This window comes from Paraglaciecola sp. QJM3NY_14 (genome assembly GCF_056173245.1).
Window position 1 is genome coordinate 95,916 of record NZ_JBWBUI010000002.1, and the last position, 19,194, is coordinate 115,109.

At 40.3% G+C, this 19,194-nt stretch carries 13 protein-coding genes; 6 read left to right on the forward strand and 7 right to left on the reverse strand.

Translation table 11 applies throughout. The features are described from left to right. Nucleotides 1-5: 5 nt before the first annotated feature. A complete protein-coding gene (locus AC0VYA_RS22300; protein WP_475491136.1) occupies nucleotides 6-1,364 on the reverse strand; it encodes a BNR repeat-containing protein in 1,359 nt (452 codons plus the stop codon). A gap of 394 nt (nucleotides 1,365-1,758) precedes the next feature. On the opposite strand from AC0VYA_RS22300, the gene AC0VYA_RS22305 reads away from it, so the two are divergent. From AC0VYA_RS22305 to AC0VYA_RS22325, 5 genes are all read left to right on the forward strand, one after another. Continuing rightward, nucleotides 1,759-3,510: a sulfatase family protein gene (locus AC0VYA_RS22305; RefSeq protein WP_475491137.1), complete on the forward strand. Its 1,752-nt coding sequence runs from the start codon at nucleotides 1,759-1,761 to the stop codon at nucleotides 3,508-3,510. Beyond that, nucleotides 3,507-6,284, forward strand: a complete 2,778-nt coding sequence (locus AC0VYA_RS22310) for a family 78 glycoside hydrolase catalytic domain (protein WP_475491138.1) — start codon at nucleotides 3,507-3,509, stop codon at nucleotides 6,282-6,284. Before AC0VYA_RS22305 ends, AC0VYA_RS22310 begins: the two co-directional genes overlap by 4 nt. Continuing rightward, complete coding sequence (locus tag AC0VYA_RS22315) at nucleotides 6,274-7,293, forward strand: hypothetical protein (RefSeq protein WP_475491139.1); 1,020 nt, start codon at nucleotides 6,274-6,276, stop codon at nucleotides 7,291-7,293. The genes AC0VYA_RS22310 and AC0VYA_RS22315 overlap by 11 nt, the downstream gene beginning before the upstream one ends. Before the next feature lie 254 nt (nucleotides 7,294-7,547). Further along, on the forward strand, nucleotides 7,548-8,234 hold the full coding sequence (locus AC0VYA_RS22320) for a 3-keto-disaccharide hydrolase (protein WP_475491140.1): 687 nt from the start codon (nucleotides 7,548-7,550) through the stop codon (nucleotides 8,232-8,234). A 103-nt stretch (nucleotides 8,235-8,337) separates the two neighbouring features. Next, the gene (locus AC0VYA_RS22325) at nucleotides 8,338-11,784 is read left to right on the forward strand and encodes a glycosyl hydrolase (protein ID WP_475491141.1); all 3,447 of its coding nucleotides are present in this window, start codon (nucleotides 8,338-8,340) and stop codon (nucleotides 11,782-11,784) included. A 605-nt stretch (nucleotides 11,785-12,389) separates the two neighbouring features. Here the strand turns inward: AC0VYA_RS22325 and AC0VYA_RS22330 are convergent. The 3 genes from AC0VYA_RS22330 to AC0VYA_RS22340 all read right to left on the reverse strand — a co-directional run bounded on the left by AC0VYA_RS22330 (nucleotide 12,390) and on the right by AC0VYA_RS22340 (nucleotide 13,821). Next, entirely contained in the window at nucleotides 12,390-12,839 is a 450-nt protein-coding gene (locus AC0VYA_RS22330) for a hypothetical protein (RefSeq protein WP_475491142.1), read from the reverse strand. Nucleotides 12,840-12,943: 104 nt separating this feature from the next. Further along, nucleotides 12,944-13,453 (reverse strand): hypothetical protein, encoded by a 510-nt coding sequence (locus tag AC0VYA_RS22335; RefSeq protein ID WP_475491143.1) that lies wholly within the window; start codon nucleotides 13,451-13,453, stop codon nucleotides 12,944-12,946. Continuing rightward, complete coding sequence (locus tag AC0VYA_RS22340; RefSeq protein ID WP_475491144.1) at nucleotides 13,453-13,821, reverse strand: hypothetical protein; 369 nt, start codon at nucleotides 13,819-13,821, stop codon at nucleotides 13,453-13,455. The genes AC0VYA_RS22335 and AC0VYA_RS22340 overlap by 1 nt, the downstream gene beginning before the upstream one ends. Nucleotides 13,822-13,975: 154 nt before the next feature. Here AC0VYA_RS22340 and AC0VYA_RS22345 point away from each other — a divergent pair, with 154 nt between their 5' ends. After that, nucleotides 13,976-14,173 (forward strand): helix-turn-helix domain-containing protein, encoded by a 198-nt coding sequence (locus AC0VYA_RS22345; RefSeq protein WP_475491145.1) that lies wholly within the window; start codon nucleotides 13,976-13,978, stop codon nucleotides 14,171-14,173. A gap of 472 nt (nucleotides 14,174-14,645) precedes the next feature. Here AC0VYA_RS22345 and AC0VYA_RS22350 read toward each other — a convergent pair whose 3' ends face one another. From AC0VYA_RS22350 to AC0VYA_RS22360, 3 genes are all read right to left on the reverse strand, one after another. After that, nucleotides 14,646-16,154, reverse strand: a complete 1,509-nt coding sequence (locus AC0VYA_RS22350) for a sulfatase (RefSeq protein ID WP_475491146.1) — start codon at nucleotides 16,152-16,154, stop codon at nucleotides 14,646-14,648. 12 nt (nucleotides 16,155-16,166) lie between these two features. After that, entirely contained in the window at nucleotides 16,167-17,579 is a 1,413-nt protein-coding gene (locus AC0VYA_RS22355; protein WP_475491147.1) for a sulfatase family protein, read from the reverse strand. 120 nt (nucleotides 17,580-17,699) lie between these two features. Further along, nucleotides 17,700-19,160, reverse strand: a complete 1,461-nt coding sequence (locus AC0VYA_RS22360) for a sulfatase (RefSeq protein WP_475491148.1) — start codon at nucleotides 19,158-19,160, stop codon at nucleotides 17,700-17,702. Between the last annotated feature and the right edge of the window lie 34 nt (nucleotides 19,161-19,194).

A 19,194-nucleotide genomic window follows, 5' to 3' on the forward strand; every position in this document is an offset into this window, starting at 1 on the left:
GATCACTACTCAATGCAGTGCATGGTCAAAGTAGTTGGTTCTGGAATAAACGTTCTGCCTTTATCTCTGTTAGGTGGCAGCGATTCCCACGCTAAGTAGAATTTTTTGTCACCTGTAAAATAGGTCCCTTTTTCCTCTAACCGTTTAGCTGGAGCCGTATAAAGGGGCATATCGTTTGGTTTATCGAATGATTGTAAAGCTTCAGGTATTTCAGACACGATACTCTGTGATTTGACCCTCAAAGTATCGACGTCTAAGTTGTAAGCAAAACGATTATTTTCAAAGGTTGCATAAACTTGGATATCACCATTATCGAGAGTCTTAGCAGGCTTTTTAACGCTTAACGTGGTAGGTAAGGCTCCTGTCATATCAAGATCTTGCCTTGAGCCCTTCCATGAAGATACTTGGTGACGGCGCCATTCTCCGTTGATGTTAATAGCAATAAATAACTGACTCTGCCCTTCCTTATCATAAGCTTGATAAGAAATAATAGGGCGCCCCTGACGATCAAACCCAATGGGGGTATGACCATTTAGTAACCCTGATTTTTGTGGCAAAGGTACAACCACCTGGGCGCTATTGAGTGTCATAGGAAGCTGAAGGGGCTTTCCATTCGACGTCTCCCAAGAGACTAGATCACGGCTCTTCGCATAAGAGATATCGTGATTTGAGGATGCGACAGGCGTTTCTCGCCACACCCAAGAAAGATGAAAGAAGCCGTCAGGCCCCAAAACAGGCCCCCAAAAATATCCATTTCTTTCTCCTTCGCCGTCAACAAGGGGAGTTTGATGAAGTCGGTCCCAACTAACTGAGCCTGCATTAAAGGCATTGTAGATTTCATTTCCGCTTCCGCTTCGGCCGTTTCGGTACTTAAAGTATAAATGGCCATCCGCATCATTGAAGAACTCAGGGTATGTCATTCGGCTTTCACTTACCTTGTCCGCCATAAACTCAACGCGTTTAAGGCTTCGCACATCGTAAGGGTTTTCACTCCGAAAATAGACAATTGGATTCACATGCAGATTGCCAACAATATGAATATACCCTTTCTCATCTAATCCAATAACAACGCTGTTATGACTGTCCCAACCAAGGTAACTATCTAACTTTTGAAAAAACCAATTTCCCGTTGGCGACTCACGGTAGGCAACGCTCATTTGTCTACTTGCATCATAATAAGCGACTATTTGTCGATCGCCTTTGGTCACAAAGTCAAAAGCGACACGGTGACCTGACCAAACACGATCGACTGCTTCCACTGCAAAACAAGCGCTTTTGTCAAAAGTCTGAGCGGAAGCAAGGCTTGGTGTAAGCAATACTCCCCCCAAAAACGTCGTACTCAACAAGCGACAAAGAGATTTCAATTCAAACTCCTAAATACCTAAACGTTAATACAGCGTTAACAATTTTAAACAATTAAAACGTCATTTACAATCTTTTTCGCTCACCAAGTGGGATTGACCAATCAGTATTCGAGTAAAACGCCGAAGTCGACAATAAGTGTATCTAAAGCAGTTAGATACAAAAGTATTCAGGGAGTTTTAGTTTGTTATCGCCAAATAATGTACCGATACTAGTGTAGGAAATAAAGACAGAAGCACAGGTCTAAGCACCATATTAGGAGGATAACACTGACAACAAAGATTGATTATGACTATATTTCACTACATTTGATTAAAAAAGTGTTAACATAGTGATAATTCTATGTCGCACCGGCTTATGGCTGACCACGTAAACGAGTAAGTGATAGGACAACTCATGAATCGCAATACAATAATTATCTCGCTACTTATTTTAATAGGACAATTTTTATCTCCCGCTAAATCCTTTGCACAAGATGGTGTGGGATCGCAGCCTAAAAATATTATTTGGCTAGTAATCGAAGATATGAGCCCTACGTTGGCCTTGTACGGTGACGATACGGTAGCGACACCCAATATTGATAGTTTGGCTAAAGAAGGAGTGGTATACACCAATGTGTTCTCTACTTCAGGTGTTTGCGCCCCAAGCAGAGCAGCTATAGCAACAGGAATATATCCGACTTCAATGGGCGCCAATAATATGCGTACCTCTTCAAATACACAGGAAACTGGGTTACCAAAGTATGAAGCTGTACCTCCGGTTAACGCTAAAATGTTAAGTCAACTAATGCGAGAAGCTGGGTACTTCACTACAAATAATTATAAAACTGATTATCAATTTACAGCGCCAGATAGTGCTTGGAATGAAAATGGTATATATGCACACTGGCGTCATCGACCCAGTAACCAGCCTTTCTTCTCTGTTTTTAATTTCACCACTACACACGAGTCAGGATTGTTTGAACCCTATGGCATCCGTAAAATTGAACAAAGACACTACTACTCTGACAACGCGGAAAAAATTTCCAAATTACCCACCGAAGCACTCGTTAAAACCGACAAAGAACACACCCCTGTACACATTAGTAAAGATACTCACTTCCCTGTTCCACCGTATCTGCCGGATACGCTCGTTGTGCAGCACGACCTTTGGAAGATGTACAATAATCTCGTCGAAACAGACAAACAAATTGGCGCCATACTCAAACTATTAAAGGAAGACGGTTTGTATGACAACACCATTATCGTTTTCTATTCAGACCATGGGGGGCCGCTGCCAAGGCAAAAACGTTTAATCTATGATAGTGGTCTAAAAGTTCCTATGGTAATCCGTTTCCCTGACGGTGAAAAAGCAGGAACAATTGACGAACAGTTAATCTCATTTGTTGACTTTGCCCCCACCGCACTTGATATGGCCGGTATTTCACAGCCAGATTATATGCAAGGTAGAAGTTTTCTCTCACAAGATACTCAACAACGAGAATACATACATGCTGCAGCAGACCGCTTTGATGCGATAACTGACAGAATAAGAGCGGTGAGAAGTAAGTGCTATAAATACATTCGAAATTATCAACCCGACACGCCTTATTATCTGCCTGTAGCTTATCGTGAAAAGATCCCGACGATGCAGGAGTTACTATCACTTGAAAAAGCAAGCAAGCTAACTACCGATCAAAAGCAATGGTTTCGCACTAAAAAGCCTGTAAACGAGCTATTTGACGTTTGTAGAGATCCTCACGAGCTATCCAATTTAGCAAATATTGAGAATTACAAACCCGTGCTCAACCAACTGGAGCATGAAATGGATCGCTGGCTTGTTGAGATTGATGATGATCCACTTTTACCCGAACGAGAGCTTGTAACGAAATTATGGAATGGTAGCGATGTACAACCGAAGACATCTGCGCCGGTATTTAAAAAACGTAACGGGAAAATCACAATATCAAGCGACACTCCAGGTGCAGTTATTTCATATCGTATTAGACAAGATGAGGGCTCAGTTTCAGGTTGGCGCCCATATACCCAAGCAATTGCCGTGAACCAAGGAGAGATTGAAGCAAACGCACATCGAATAGGTTTTCAAAAAAGCATTAGCAACGTATTTCAGATCAGTCAACCTAGTCAAAAGGATGGTAAGTCGCAGTGAAATTCATCATATTTATCTCAATCTCACTTTTAATCAGCCAACTAATAATCGGCTGCTCAACCAATGAGGTCAGCTCACTTAACGCTCCTCCAGAGGAGTTGAGAGTGGGAGAAGGATTTGCAAACCCTTTGGGTTACTATGAAAAACAGCCTCGCTTTTCATGGAAGCTTCCTTCCGATCAAACAAGCGGCCTAGAGCAGACAGCTTTTCAAATACAAGTGGCTACATCCATCAAGCAGCTTCAGTCTGCTCCCAATAAATGGGATAGTGGAAAGATCTCGTCGTCATCAACATCTTGGATCTCTTATAAGGGCCAAGAATTGCATTCACGAGAAAAGGTCTTCTGGAGAGTAAGAATTTGGGATCAGGTAAATAGCATGTCCGACTGGAGCCCAATTCAAACTATTGAAATGGGGCTTCTACAGAATAATGACTGGGTAGGAAAATGGATTGGTGCTGCTACAACAGATACTAATTTATCCCCATCTCAAGAAGTGCTAGCTACACCTCAATACTTAAGAAAACCGTTTACCGTACTCCCTGATGTACAAAAAGCCAGACTTTATGTCACTGCGAAAGGCGTTTTTAAGGTATTTATCAATGGTGGAGATGTTGCGAAATCCGATGTCCTTACGCCCGGCTGGACACCTTATAAGAAAAGAATTGAGACCCTCACATACGATGTTACTCCCCTACTGACGTCGAAGGAAAATGTTATCAGCTCAACAATTGCTGGAGGCTGGTATGCAGGAAGGATTGCAGATCTATTAGACACAGATCACAAGCAAAGCCCTCGCTTTTTAGCTCAGTTAGAAATTACTTACGTTGATGGAAGCAAAGAGATTATAGCATCGGATAGCACATGGAAGTCCACGCAGGATGGTCCGATTCGCTTTGCTAGTAATTATGACGGTGAGCGGTATGACCAACGTTATGAAATGCCGGGGTGGAAAACACACACCTTTGATGACTCTGGTTGGAGTAAAGTAGTAGTAGAAGATGTTTTGCAATCTGTAAATTTACGCCCAAAACGTCATCTTCCTATAAGAGAAATAGAAACGCTTAATCCAATCTCTGTTACTCAAACCAAACCAGGTACTGCTATTTTTGACTTCGGCCAAAATATGGTGGGTGTCCCTTCACTTAGTTTACCAGTTACAAAAGGGAAGCAAGTATCAATTCGATTTGCAGAAGCGTTACATAAGGGGGCGTTTTATACTGAGAACTATCGCTCTGCGCATTCAACTGATTATTATCTTCCAGCAAAAACATCAGTAATAAACTACAAACCGACATTCACCTTCCATGGTTACCGTTATGTTGAAGTTTCTGGTTTTGATGAAACCAAAAAACCAAATATCAATTGGATAACTGCCAATGTTCAACATTCTGATATTGAACTTTACAAAAACTTTAACAGCTCGAATCCAAAGCTGAATAAGCTGTTTGAGAATATTAACTGGGGTCTAAAAAGTAATTTCTTTGATATTCCTCTGGATTGTCCCCAAAGGGATGAACGGCTCGGTTGGACAGGCGATGCAAACGCTTTTGTTACCCCCTCTTTGTACATGTCAGACTCATATGGCTTTTGGTCGGCGTGGCTAAAAAGTCTGCGCGAAGAACAAACAACAGATGGGTTCGTTCCGCTTTATATTCCATATGTGAAATGGATAGATTGGACATCGTCTGGCTGGGGAGATGCTGCGACAATTTTACCCTGGGAACTCTATATAATGACCGGAGACGACAAAATACTTGAAGACAGCTATACGTCAATGCTCGCTTGGGTTGAGTACCATAAAAGTCAGTCAACTAACTATGTATCTCATATGAAAACATTTGGAGATTGGTTACAACCTTTTCCAGAAGCAGAAGGCAAGTCTGCAAACCGTGGGGATACTGATTTCTCGCTTATTTCAACCGCCTTTTTCGCTCGCTCAGTAGAAATGACAGCCAAGGCCGCCAAAGAACTGAATAAAGTGAAAGATCTTAAAACTTTGAATGCATTGCATACTGAAATAGCCAACGCTTTCAGAAATACGTTTTTTGATTCAAACCTGAACGTGATCAAAGGTAAAGCAACACAAACCGCATACTTATTATCATTAGCATTCGATCTGATTCCTGAGTCTGAAAGAGCAACAGCACAAGACAGACTGATAGCACTTATTGAAGCATCAGATATGCATATACGTACCGGTTTTTTAGGTACCCCTTTGCTGGCGGAAACACTTCAAAACTCAGGCAGAAGTGACTTAGTCTACGAGCTTATTTTTAAAGAAACTTACCCATCATGGTTTTACTCAATTAATAATGGTGCAACGACTACATGGGAACGTTGGAACTCGTACTCTTCTGAAGATGGATTCAATCCACAAGGTATGAATTCACTCAACCATTATGCTTATGGCACAATATCAAAGTGGTTCTATGAAGGAATCTTGGGTATTAAGCCCGCCAAACCAGGTTTTAAGGAAATCACGATTGCTCCCCAAATTACAGCAAAGCTTAATTTTGTTGAAGGTTCATATCCAACGCCTCAAGGCGAGGTAAAAGTCTCTTGGAGTACGAAAAATAGCTTACTAACACTAGATGTAGTAATACCCCAAAACTCGACAGCAAGAGTGGTCATACCAGTAGGTTACAAGATAGATAAATCTAAAGTTTTGAATGAAAAACCTATTAGCGATTCATTCGATCTTCAACCAGGTACTTATCAGTTCAATTTGATTTCCGAATCACCAACGACACAGAGTAAGCATTTTGATTCGTAACAAAAGCTGCAAGAACTTGACGGTACTGTGTTTTTTTCTAGTATCGTCAAGCACTAAGGCACTTGAGAACAGTCAGCTTGCTAACGCTACTTTAGCGTTAAGAGATACCCCAATTCAGAGCAAGAATGGTTTAGTTGTTATTGAAGCGGAACAGTATGCAACGCAGATTTATAGCGATCACAGAAGATGGATAGTATTTAATGATTCTAGCGCAGTGCTACACGGCTTCGCTGATAATGATCCGTTGCACGTTCAGGGCGCAAGTCAAAACAGTTACATTGAACTGCTACCTGACACGCGAACTCATCATAATGAGAAGCTCATCGAAGGTAAAAATTTTTCAGCAAAGCCCGGTAAACTAGCCATCATTACATATCCAATACATTTTCGAGAAAGAGGGAAATACTATATTTGGGCAAGAGCTTACAGCACAGGCAGCGAAGATAACGGCGTACACTTCGGCCTGAACGCGCAGTGGCCCGCCAGTGGTAAGCGCCTTCAATTATGTAAAGGCAAAGACAGCTGGACATGGTCTTCTAATCAAAGGGTTCAAGGAAATCATTGTGGAACACCAAACACTGTCTGGATTGAAGTTCCAAATGAGGGGATACATAACCTCTCCGTTTCGATGCGAGAAGACGGTTTCGAGTTAGATAAACTTATTCTTACCCAAGATCCTTCCTATGTACCTTCGGGTAAGGGGCCAAAAGAGACTCGTTATTTCCCAGACCCAATTAAACAAAAAACAAAGTTTCTCAAGATCAAAGAGTACAGCCTAATCCTTAAAGCGGATAAAGAATTTGGTTCAGCTGGCAATATACCTTTTTACTACGACCAGAATAATGAAGCACTTTCTATTGATGCTCGGAAAGATGCATACAGAGATACTTGGGTCTCAGCCGAGTTAAAAGTTTCAGACAATATTTGGAGTAAAAAGCCCTTAGAAAAGCGCGTATTTTCACAAGTAACTTTAGTGACACTAGGAGAGATTGATGGGGAATCATCATAACGTGTCTTTCTTAATGATCAATTGATAGCACAGGTTACTAACAAGGAAACGGCAATCGACTATCAGGAGAATTATTTCCAACTCGGATCATTGACGCTTAAACCCAACGATATCCTACGAGTTGAAGCGAAAGCTGTCACAAATGGGAAAATTCCTGAAAACGGCGGAACAGCTTTCGCTAGAGGAAGATGGAGAGGTATTGTTTTATATGACTAACGCCCAAGTCAAAACATTCAGAGAAAAAGCATCCAATTATGAAAATATCAACTTTATTCATTGTCTTACTATTAGCAACTATATCTTATCAGTCTTTAGCACAGCAGAGCTTAATAGACGATAAGCTTTCTAACTTTAAAAATGTCTACACATACGGTCATGCGGAGGTTGTAAATAACGAACTACATCTTATTTCGCAGAAAAATTGGTTTCTATCAACGAAAGCTGAATATTCTGACTTCGTTTTACAAGCACAAGTCAAAATGCCGAATACCTCAGAATTCAGCAATTCAGGCATCATTTTTCGCGGCCAAATTGTAGATACAGACAATGGAAAACAAGTGATTGGTTATCAAGCGGAAGTGGACCCTAGTGATCGAAAATGGACAGGCGCATTATTCGATCAATCAAGAAGAAAATGGCTATATCCCACTCACCCGACTCGATCACATCGTGATGAAGACTTCATTAGAAGTCATTTAGGTGCTTGGAGGAAAGAGCAACAAGACGCGTACAAACACTTAGAATGGAACACTTTGAAAATTGTGTGTATTGGCTCTGAATTAAAAATTTATGTCAATGGCACCTTAACAACCCATGTTGAAGACTCTAAAGATAGAAAAGGGGTTATTGCGTTTCAACATCATGGAAGCAAAATTTACAAAGACCATGGCGACGCTACAAATATCGTCGCTTTCCGAAATATTACGATTGAAAGTTTATAAGAAGCACACTGACAACATAGTCCTAGACAAAATCAACTCAAAGCGAATTATGCCCTGTTTTATGTAGCACTAGAAAAACAGAAAATAACGAAATGAGGTATTCATGAAGTTAAATAATAAAATACTAATGCTCGCAACCTTTCTCACTATTGGCACATTAACGGGTTGCGAGAATCGACAAAGTACAAAAACACAGTCAAACGTCGATAGTCAAGCTATCCCTCGCGCTAAAGAGAAGACACAGTATCAAACCTTAGTGCAAAACTTTCAGTCACCACCTTCCGACAGCAGACCTTATACTTGGTATCACGTGATGAATAGCAATATGTCTGCAGCAGGGATCACCAAAGACTTTGAAAGTATAGCTGAGGCTGGCATAGGAGGCGTATTGTATTTCAATCTTGGCCGTAATATTTCTAAAGGAAAAGTACTTTTTAACTCGGAAAAACACATTGAACTGATAGGGCATATGGCCTCTGAAGCTAAGCGCCTTGGTTTGACATTTGGCATTCACAATGCTGACGGATGGTCGTCAAGTGGTGGGCCCTGGAACAAACCAGAACATAGCATGAAGCAAGTTACTTGGAGTGAATCAGTCGTGACTAGTGACGCTAGTAACGAGGGGAAAATAAGTCTCAGATTAGACCAACCTATGACTATGCTTGACTATTATCATGATATAGCGGTACTCGCTTACCCCTCATTGCCTACCGATATAATTGATTCTCAACTTAGGCCAATCATAACAGCGTCTGATCCTGAATTTGATGTCACGGTAGTGAACAATACCGAAGTTGATAATGTCTCGACCATTGAATCAAAAAACGGGGAACCTGTGTGGCTACAGTTTAGTTATGAAAAGCCTGTTACCATTCGCTTTGCCAGTGTCGATATAAACTGGGGGAAACATATAAAGTATGAACTCCAGTATTCGCAAGATGGGACGAACTTTAAAAAGCACACCGATATGCGGGTCAATCGGCCTGGCCGTGTCCGGTGGGCACTTGATGCTGCTTTTGAAGGAGTAACGGCTAAATATTTTAGAATTGTTGCTGATAAGACCTTAAACATATTTGAGGCTCGTCTTGCTTCCACACCTAGAATAGGAAACTTTTTAGGACGCACATCTGCGACTCATACCAAATACCATGACCTTCCCCCAATTGGTAACCCTAAAAAAGCGCATATTATTGACCCAAGATCGATTGTCGATCTGACCGACAAGCTATCAGACGATGGTCACCTAACAGCAGAGTTGCCCGAGGGGGACTGGACAATAATGCGATTTGGTTTTACAGCTAAAGGAACAACGAATATACCTCCTACCGATGAAGGACGGGGTCTAGAAGTGGACAAATTCAGCCGCGCTGCATTTAAACATCACTACAGCGCTTATGTTACCAACGTTATCGATAAGGTAAAAGAAGTGGCACCGGGAGTAATGCAGTATCTAGAAATTGATAGTTATGAGGTGGGCGGGCAAAACTGGACACAAGGCTATGCCCGACAGTTTAAACAGTATAAAGGCTACGACTTAATACCTTTTTTGCCTTTGCTCGCTGGTAAGTTTGTGGACTCAGCTGAAACGTCAGAGGATATTACTTGGGATATACGCGATTTTAGCAATAAACTAATCACCGAAAACTATTACGAGTACTTTACTGAGTTAGCGCATCAAGATGGTTTGAAAACCTATACGGAACCATACGGGCATGGGCCGTTTAATGAGTTGGACGCTGGCAGTAAAGTCGACATACCGATGGGTGAGTTCTGGTTAAAACGTGATATCTATATGTTAGCGTCAGCAATTTCCGCAGGTCACATATATAACCGAAATGTCATATCTGCCGAAGCCTTTACTGCAACCGTAGATCATAACTGGAAGTTTAATCCAGCGTATGCGAAATTCGATGGTGATAAAACATGGGCCTTGGGTGTAAACGAATTTGTATTCCATCGGTTCGTTCATCAAGCGAATACACATGTCGTGCCCGGTATGACCATGGATAAGTGGGGAGCGCATGTTGATGCAACTCAGCCTTGGTTTAAAACGGCCGGAAAAGCTTGGTTTGAATACCTTTCAAGAGGGCAATATATCTTACGTCAAGGGCATCCAGTTGCTGATGTTGCATGGTATATAGGCGAAGCTACACCAACAGGTTGCCCTGACAGACGCCAACGAGAAAGTAAACACGTGCCAACCTATGTGAATTACGATTGTTTAAACACAGAAAAACTGAACGAGTTACGTTACCAAACCGGTCGCTATCAGCTTGATCATGGCCTTAAATATAAGATCCTGATGCTGAAAAACCATGACACTTTATCGCTGTCGTCGGTTAAAAAAATATACGAGTTCGCCAAGCAGGGAGGCGTTATTATTGGGGCTCCAATTCAACATTTAGCGGGTCGAAATACTACCACTGTTCAACAAGCCCAGTTTGAGAAAATGATTCAATTTATTTGGGCACAGCCGACCACTCACCTAAGCATTAATAGCGCTTCAGAGTGGGAAAAACTCTACCAGCAACATGGCTTTGATTTTGATTTACGCATAAAAGATACCAAAGATTTGTTTTATACCCACAGAAAAACAGATACACAAGATATCTACTTTGTATACAACGATAGCGGAAAGAGAAAACTATTTGACGCTAGTTTTGAGGTCAGTGGAAAGATACCAGAGTTATGGGATGCTAAGACTGGCAGGATAAAGAAAATAGCTGCTTTCGATAGTGGTAACAGCACTACAAATCTAGCGTTCCGCTTAGACCCAAATGAATCAACATTTATCGTCTTTAACGATGATATCGCAAATAAGGCTACTCTTAGCCCACTATTAGTAAAAGACAACGATATTGAAGTGTTATATGACGAGCAATATGAAATTTCGTTTAAAGTTACAAATAAACAAGAACAGTTAACCGACTTCAACGGTCAACGTATCCCTGCCTCGCAAACCCTATCAGGTAGTTGGCATGTGGTATTTGATAAAGATTACGGTTTCGGCCAAAACGTTACCTTTGAACAATTAAACAATTGGAAAGACTCTAATAACCCCGAAATTCGCGCTTACTCGGGTATCGCCACTTATAGAAAGTCGTTTATTGTCAACGAAGATTTACTCGCTGAAGATCAAATGGTTATTTTAGATCTTGGTAAAGTACATGATACAGCAGAAGTTTTTATTAATGGGAGCAAGGTAGGTACGGTTTGGTTATCTCCCTTTACTCTAGATGTCAGCGATTACCTACAAAGCGGCGACAATCATATCACCGTGAAGGTGGCGAACTCATGGAACAACCGTTTAATCACTGACGAAGAACTTATTGATAGCTCGGGATATTGGCAACAAGATGGCAGTCATGTGCCTGTAATGCCAAGTTGGTATACAAACAATGAGCCGCTTCCCAATTACGGGAAAAAAGGGCATCGTCGTACTTTTACCACTTATAAGTTTGTGAAAGCTGGTGACCCGCTGATTGATTCTGGATTATTAGGTCCAGTGACACTAAGCGCACAAAAGTATTTTAAATTGCCAATAAAATAATCAAGTAACGTCTTTTTTGAATGATTAATCTACGAAACGAAATGCAGAACTGCGTCCTCTCGTCGTATTTTTGCAGGCGTTTACGAACCAAGTATTATTCGTTAATGGAGACTATTAACTGATAAATCTTATTTGCAATATATATTATTATGTACTCTAAATAATACCAAAATGAACCTTCGCAAATATAGTTGATTCATACCTCACTATTTACCCTTTATTTGAAAACCGCTACCACTTCACAGCGCACTGACTTAGCTGTTTTAAATTATCTTTAAAATCACTGATCACTTCAGCGGTGTTTTCGTAATTTTTCGATTCTGTTAATTAGCACATCAATCGGCAACTCGTGTCGTTGGAAACTTTCCATAACCCTTCAATGCGTTGCAAATCCATAAATCACTTTTTGCTTTCTGAGCCCTAAAAATCCGAAATTTTATGAGAGCATGGGTAAACAGATTGCTACATAGCTTTCTAGATTATTTCAAGCAGACAATGATGAGATTAAGCCCTAGTCAAATCGCCTATTGATGTGACAAACTTACTTTCATCTACCATCTTAGCCGTCCACGCAGATAGATAAAACCAACAAGTAAGATTGAGTATCAAGCATAACCACCCAAATTAATGGCCTCAATGTAATCAACAAGTTCAATAAAAAAACCAGATCCCACAGCTGATTTCGCTGTCATACCAAATGCAGCAATCGTTTCAGTTTCATACCAATTTAGTGCCGCTTCATCACTCCCTGCCCACATTTTAACGCGATTCAAAATGAACTCCTGCTGCATCGTATCTTTAACTTTTAAACGCCTGAGCACTGGACATCCTGGGTATGAGATTATCGTCCCGTCAAGTATAAACTGCTCACTTTGATACAGTTCAATAACGGTCTCTTTGATTTCATCTACAAAACGCTCAACAGGCCTTGAGTCATATGCACCTTGCCCTACATACATAGCAATATGCAGATTATCGTCCTGATCTAGCGCGACTATCAATTTGTCAGATTTTGAGTATTCCACTTGTAATTTTTTTACGACATCGACATCCATTTTCGTACCTATTTAAAGTTTCACTTTTTATATCACACTGCGAGTTTAATTTTTCACTCGTGAACCTGTCAGTAATCAAAGCTTGTTTGGCAAATACCAGCCTATTAACCCAAGCAATGCTCATCTTGCCTTATATCGATCCACGTAGAGTCCAACAACTGAATATTCATGCTATGTGTTAAGATGAGCTCATCATCCTGCTGCATCGTTATTTTGAGAGGGCGCGCAATTTTCACCTTGTGCTCTGTGTGAGCCCCACCTTTATTCAAATTCGCTGGCAAATGCTTCATGACGTCCCACACGACTACATCATCATGACCATGATAGCTAATGACATGTAATTTTAATGTGTGGTCACCTTCATTCAGCGCATAATGCTGCCTAAGGTGAAAAATGCAGTTGTCGATTGTGACATCGCACTTACTTTTTGCAGAAGCAAAACATAGAACACGTTTTTCTTCAGACAGATATCGCGCAAACGGGGTTTGCATCTGCCAATCATTAAACAGTGGAGCGGATTCGTGCTCATGACTATTACGATAGTTTTGCAAGTCCCAGTAATAATCATAATTTAATCCAAACTTACCTTTCCCTTCAAATCCTAAACGAAACATTATGCTAGCACCTCAGTTGAAAGAAGTTCATCACGCATGATTTCAACGCAACTATCAGCCTGCACCCCCAGCTTTATGTGTCCTCGTTTAACATCTAAAAAAGAACAGCCTACATAAACTGGGTTACCTAATTCATTTTTCAGGCCCGAAATTTCAAAATCGTTGCTAGAATGATTGATAATAACCGGCTCTATACTGCTAACGCTTACCATGCTGAATCCAGTGTCTATATTTACTGCACATGAAGTGTTGTAGCAGATTTTAACCCCATCATTTGTTACTTTTCTAACCACAAGTTGAACAGTTTGGTTACCTGCTCTCAGTACCAGAGATTCGCCAGATTTACGTGTTATCACTAAAAAACTCATTTCGACACTCCTAAATATGTTAAGTTACACAGCAATTAACGACTTATAAGAACGTTTTGCCACCCTGAATGACATTATGTAATTATAAGCGTCTCAAGTCAATCTAAAAAATGTCATGTAAAGAGACAAATAATAACTCTAGGTATCAAAAAGAATGATTAAATGTCATTTAGCTCGCCTAATGGGCGAGAAAAAAATGAAGGTGATGGACGTAGCCCGAGAAACTGGTTTGCACAGAAATACAGTGACACTCCTCTACAAAGAAACAGCGCAGCGTATTGATCTAGATGCAATCGATAAACTATGTGAATTATTTGAATGTGAAGTCGGTGAGCTGTTGGAAAGAAAATAAAACAACTCAATTTTACCCTGCTAGCTAATGTTGATTTAATTAAATCGAATGAAAGCTAACATGACGATTATCAAGCTATTGATTCAGTCATGCTCACAAGCACCTTTTGAGAACGGCATGTTTTGTCAGCAGCGTAAACTGGCCATTGTTTTTAGGTTGAAGTTCCGCGTAGATTTTACATTTTCGAAATGTTGATTTTAACTACCTCACAACGACGGCAATGTGCCAATTGCAGTCGTTGTGAGGTAGTTCTCTGACTGGCAGCTTTGAGCGAAAAGCGGTTCTTGGTTAGAAACGCGGCGGTATTCCGCTTAAGACAAGGAGCGGACGCTCAGGTTTCAAAACTCATAGTGCCGCTTTGTGCCAGAAGCAGTCGTTGGGGACATTCAGATTTTAATTCGACTATCACCCTAAAGCAGAAATTAACGCCTAATTAACAGGCAAAAAATTATTGGCTGAAATAATGGAGCACTCAATTGTGAATCTGTTCGTTACTCTTAGACCACCTAGTCTTCCCGGTTAAAACCTCAGAGGCTTTTTGACGACTATAAGTCTCATCATACATTGGGTTAAGTTTGGTGGGGATATCGGCTCCAACATTTTGTTGCCAGATCGACAGTTTGGCTTTTAACTCGTTGAATTTCTCTTTATAAATTTCACTTACATTATTAGTTTCCCCAATGTCATTGCTTAAATCATATAATTCAAAATCGTCGTTTTCGAAATACTGAATAAGTTTCCAGTCACCACTGCGAATTGCGCTACCCGGGCGTGTGCGGAAAAGTGCATCTTGCGATTGATCTGAAGGTGCATGGTGCGCTTCAAGGTAAACCGGGAAATGCCAAAACAAATCTCTTTTGATGTCCTTTTGCTTTCCTAGTAATACAGGGGTCAAGTCAATTCCATCTAATTGTTGTTCAGGAGGCCGAGCTTTAGTAATGGCCTGCAGAGTAGGGTAAAAATCAGCGTTAATAACTGGATTGTGATTTAAGCCTGGATTTATCTTACCTTTCCAGCGAAATAACAAAGGTACTCGTAATCCACCTTCATAATACGAACCTTTTCCGGCTCTCAATAGGGAGGGGAATGATGACATGCGATAACCGCCATTGTCAGACGTAAAAATGACTAGAGTGTCTTCTTCTAAATTTTCAGCTTTCAACATATCCAATATACGACCGACATTGATATCCATGTGCTCAACCATAGCGGCATAAGTCGCTTCCTTATCATTTGTAATACCTTTTTTCCGATACTTTTCAATCTTGTCTAGTACAGCTTGATATGGCGTATGGACAGTATAGTAGGGTATATAAGCAAAAAACGGCTGATCCTCTTGCGCTTTCATCCAGCGAATCGCCTCTGATGTTAAGCGTTCTGTTAAATACTCTCCTTCAGGACCATCCTCGATATTAGGCAAGTTATAAGGACTGAAATAATGAAAAGTCATACCCTGATGACTGCCTGCTATATTTACGTCAAAACCTTGTTTGTCAGGATCAGCTCCCAAATGCCACTTCCCAAAACTGCCTGTAGTGTAGTCCGCTGTTTTTAACGTTTCTCCAAGTGTTACATTCTCTGTGGATAAGCCTCTTGTATTCTTAATTGGAACTAATTTCCGTGTTTTGATATCCCCTCTCTCTGAAGGTGATACTGTATATACGCCATGTCGAGGACCATATTGCCCAGACATTAAAACAGCTCTACTAGGTGCGCAATTTGCTGCTCCAGCATACGCATTATCAAAACTTAAACTTTGCTTAGCGAGACCATCTATATTAGGTGTTTCAAATAAATCGGTTGTTTGATTGTAAGCAACGTCAGACCAACCCAAATCATCAACTACTATCATTACAATATTTGGTTTAGAAGAACCTATATCCATAGGTTTTTTTTGTATTATGGATTTCTGAAGTATCGGTTCATTGCTACAAGATGTAAGCAAGTAGCAGAGCATTGTTAAGGCTATAAGTAACTTCATTTGTTATCCTTATTAATCTTTTTGTAACCAATGTTCTATTTTCAGGTAGTCTTCTTCCTTCAAAATATTTAAATTCTCAGGCTTTAATTTATTTTTTCTTAACGGATTGTTTTGATCGAGTTTGAACGTTGGGGATAAAAGCAAAGGAACGTTACCCATACGTTCATCGAGAAAATCACCTTGTTTGGTCATCCATGAAAACAACTCTCCTTTTAGGCGTTGTACTGTTTCTTGCAGATGTGGTGCATCGATAAGATTTATTTTTTCAAATGGATCCGATTTAAGATCATATAACTCTTCAAACGCAGTATCAGGATGTTTCTCTGCACCTAAACGCAAAAATATGTTTACACTTTTTCTGTTTGTGAGATTTTCACTTAATACATCCAGTGCATTGAAGTTTCGTATGTATTTATAGCGGTTGTCACGAATCATGCGCGAAGGAAAAACATGAGTATTGATGATATTTTGATTTGTACTTACCCCGTAAACATACTGATGGATTGGCTTATTCACACCTTTCAATAAAGGTAAAAAACTTTCCCCATCTAAGTTCTTATCCGGCTTACCACCCGCAATTTCAATAAAAGTAGGTAATACATCTGTAAAGTGAATTAACTGCTCTGAATGAGAATTTGCCCGAATCAAACCTGGCCAGCGAGCAACCAATGGCACTTTTAATCCAATATCTTTCACGGTAAATTTACCAGAAACTCCATGATCAGAACTGTATATAAATAATGTATTGTCTCCGAGGTTGCGATCTACCATATTCAAGACCGATTCAAGCTGAGTATTGTCCTCTTGAATACTCCTATAGTAGCCCGCCCTCTTGGATATATAGTCGGGATTATTTTTCAAATGCTCGTCATGGGGATAAAATTCTAAGTTTTCAGATTTAGGGTTTTCAACAGTGAAATATTTACCATGGGGATATTTTGAAGCAATAAACATCACAAACGGTTTTTCTGCGGTTAAAAAGTACTCCTCTATTTCCTCTAATGGTATGTAATCTCGTGGCACACCAGCCTTAGGTATCGACGTCCATTCTTGGTCCCAATCATATACATTGGCAGGTTTCACATGACTTTTTCCTGCCAGTACGACTTCGTATCCCAGCCATCGCATTTTCTTAGTAACGGATATTATCTCTGGTTTCGTTGGAGTATGGTTTGCAAAAGTCCCGTTTCTTATGGGGTACTTCCCCGTAAAGAGTTGAGAGCGACTGGGTGCACAAATCGCTTGGCCTGTAAATGTATTACTAAAGACCATACCTTCTTTTGCTAGCCTATCAATTGCTGACGTATTAACTTTTTCGTTACCGGAAAACCCATAATCCGTATAATCTTGATCATCAGCTAAGTAAAAAATTATATTCGGCCGTATGTCAATATTGCGCTCATCATCAGTAACCGAAGCAGACAAATATTGGTCCATGCAACCTATTATAAAAATGGCCGGAACCATGCTAATGACTAAATAAATCAATCTGTTGTTTATAAAAAGCCCCATGAGTTTACTCTAAATAAATGTCGCAACTAGCAGTCAATGTGTAACGCACTTGCTGTTATTTTTGCAATCTAGAAGCATTGTTTTTAACTTTGTTTTTCGATTTTGGTACTCTGATTCACTCGCTAAATTCTGGGTTTCGTGTGGGTCGGCAATTAAGTCAAAAAGCATTTCTTCTTTTGAGGTTCCTAGGTCATACAACGTAAAAATTGAGTCACTAGTAATGATTGAATCGCCTTTTTTGAAGCGGCTATAGATTTGTTTCTTATGTTCCAGTAAAGGGTTGTTGGTTATACTTTCGAAACTCTCACCATCGATACCCTCTGGCTTAGGAATTTTAGCTAAATCTAAAACCGTTGGAAAAATATCTATCAACTCTAAAAGGGCATTTGACTGTACATTAGTTGCGGTATTTGGTCCTGAAATAATGAGAGGTACTCTCAAGGCAGTTTTTAATAGAGTGTGTTTAGTCCAAAAGTTGTGTTCGCCTAAATGGAAACCATCATCACTTAGTAAAATTATCGTTGTACTTTCGCGTAAATTTAATGACGTTAATTGTTCAACTACGTCCCCAACTAGGGCATCCACATAACTGATTGAAGCATAATAACCACGCAGGGAAGAAGTATGGAACACATCACTATTGTAAACATAGTCACCAAAGCTGTACGTCTTAATTTCTCCAGATCCCCGCAACGAAGAAGGTGCATCATCAGGGGTAGTCCTGTGCGAAAACGGTGAAAATTTTTCTAACGGATGAAGATCGTAATATTTCGTTGGCGCATAAAACGGTAAGTGCGGGCGGATAAAACCGACACTTAAAAAGAAAGGCTCTTTTTTGACAGCTAGAAGGGATATAGCATCAAGCGCCTTATCTTTTACTTTTCCATCAGGATAGTCTTCGTCTTCGACATCTGCACTTTCGAACCATAACATGTCAAGTTGCTCTGATTCGCTTGGGACATCATTTTTTAGTTTCGCCGCGTTTGCTGCTAAGGAAGTGGTATGAGGTATTCCCGATGTGTGAACTCCTTCACTCCAACTTTCATCTGCAAGGTCTCGTGCATGATGAAATATTTTACCAACGGCCATCGTTTGATATCCGTTTTCCCGGAATATTTGTGGTAATGATTTAGCACCTAGCGCATCTTTTTCGGCTAATGCTTTGTAATCAATAAATCTATTTTTTTGGGGTCTAAGCCCTGTAAGGAAGCTGGCTCGAGAGGCTCCACATACTGGCACATTTGCGTACGCTTGATTAAAACTAACACCTTGAAATGCCAATGAGTCGATATTGGGTGTGTGCGCCTTATCATCACCATATACCCCTAACACTGGTCTTAAATCATCGACAATAATCATTACAATATTTTGCTGATTAGCCACGGACGAGTCGCTCTTTGTAGCGCGTGACTCACTAGTTTCATTTGACGCCTTGCAAGCAAAACCCAAGCAAACAAGTACTACACTAAGTATATATCCCTTGAGTCCCAGCATAGTTAACTCCTTCAACGTAAATAGATTTCAAATT

Excerpts from the sequence above, each read along its gene's own strand:
- AC0VYA_RS22305 (WP_475491137.1), top strand. The coding sequence starts at position 1,759 with ATGAATCGCAATACAATAATTATCTCGCTACTTATTTTAATAGGACAA.
- AC0VYA_RS22320 (WP_475491140.1), top strand. The coding sequence starts at position 7,548 with ATGAAAATATCAACTTTATTCATTGTCTTACTATTAGCAACTATATCT.
- AC0VYA_RS22325 (WP_475491141.1), top strand. The coding sequence starts at position 8,338 with ATGAAGTTAAATAATAAAATACTAATGCTCGCAACCTTTCTCACTATT.
- AC0VYA_RS22330 (WP_475491142.1), bottom strand. The coding sequence starts at position 12,839 with ATGGATGTCGATGTCGTAAAAAAATTACAAGTGGAATACTCAAAATCT.
- AC0VYA_RS22335 (WP_475491143.1), bottom strand. The coding sequence starts at position 13,453 with ATGTTTCGTTTAGGATTTGAAGGGAAAGGTAAGTTTGGATTAAATTAT.
- AC0VYA_RS22340 (WP_475491144.1), bottom strand. The coding sequence starts at position 13,821 with ATGAGTTTTTTAGTGATAACACGTAAATCTGGCGAATCTCTGGTACTG.
- AC0VYA_RS22345 (WP_475491145.1), top strand. The coding sequence starts at position 13,976 with ATGATTAAATGTCATTTAGCTCGCCTAATGGGCGAGAAAAAAATGAAG.
- AC0VYA_RS22350 (WP_475491146.1), bottom strand. The coding sequence starts at position 16,154 with ATGAAGTTACTTATAGCCTTAACAATGCTCTGCTACTTGCTTACATCT.
- AC0VYA_RS22360 (WP_475491148.1), bottom strand. The coding sequence starts at position 19,160 with ATGCTGGGACTCAAGGGATATATACTTAGTGTAGTACTTGTTTGCTTG.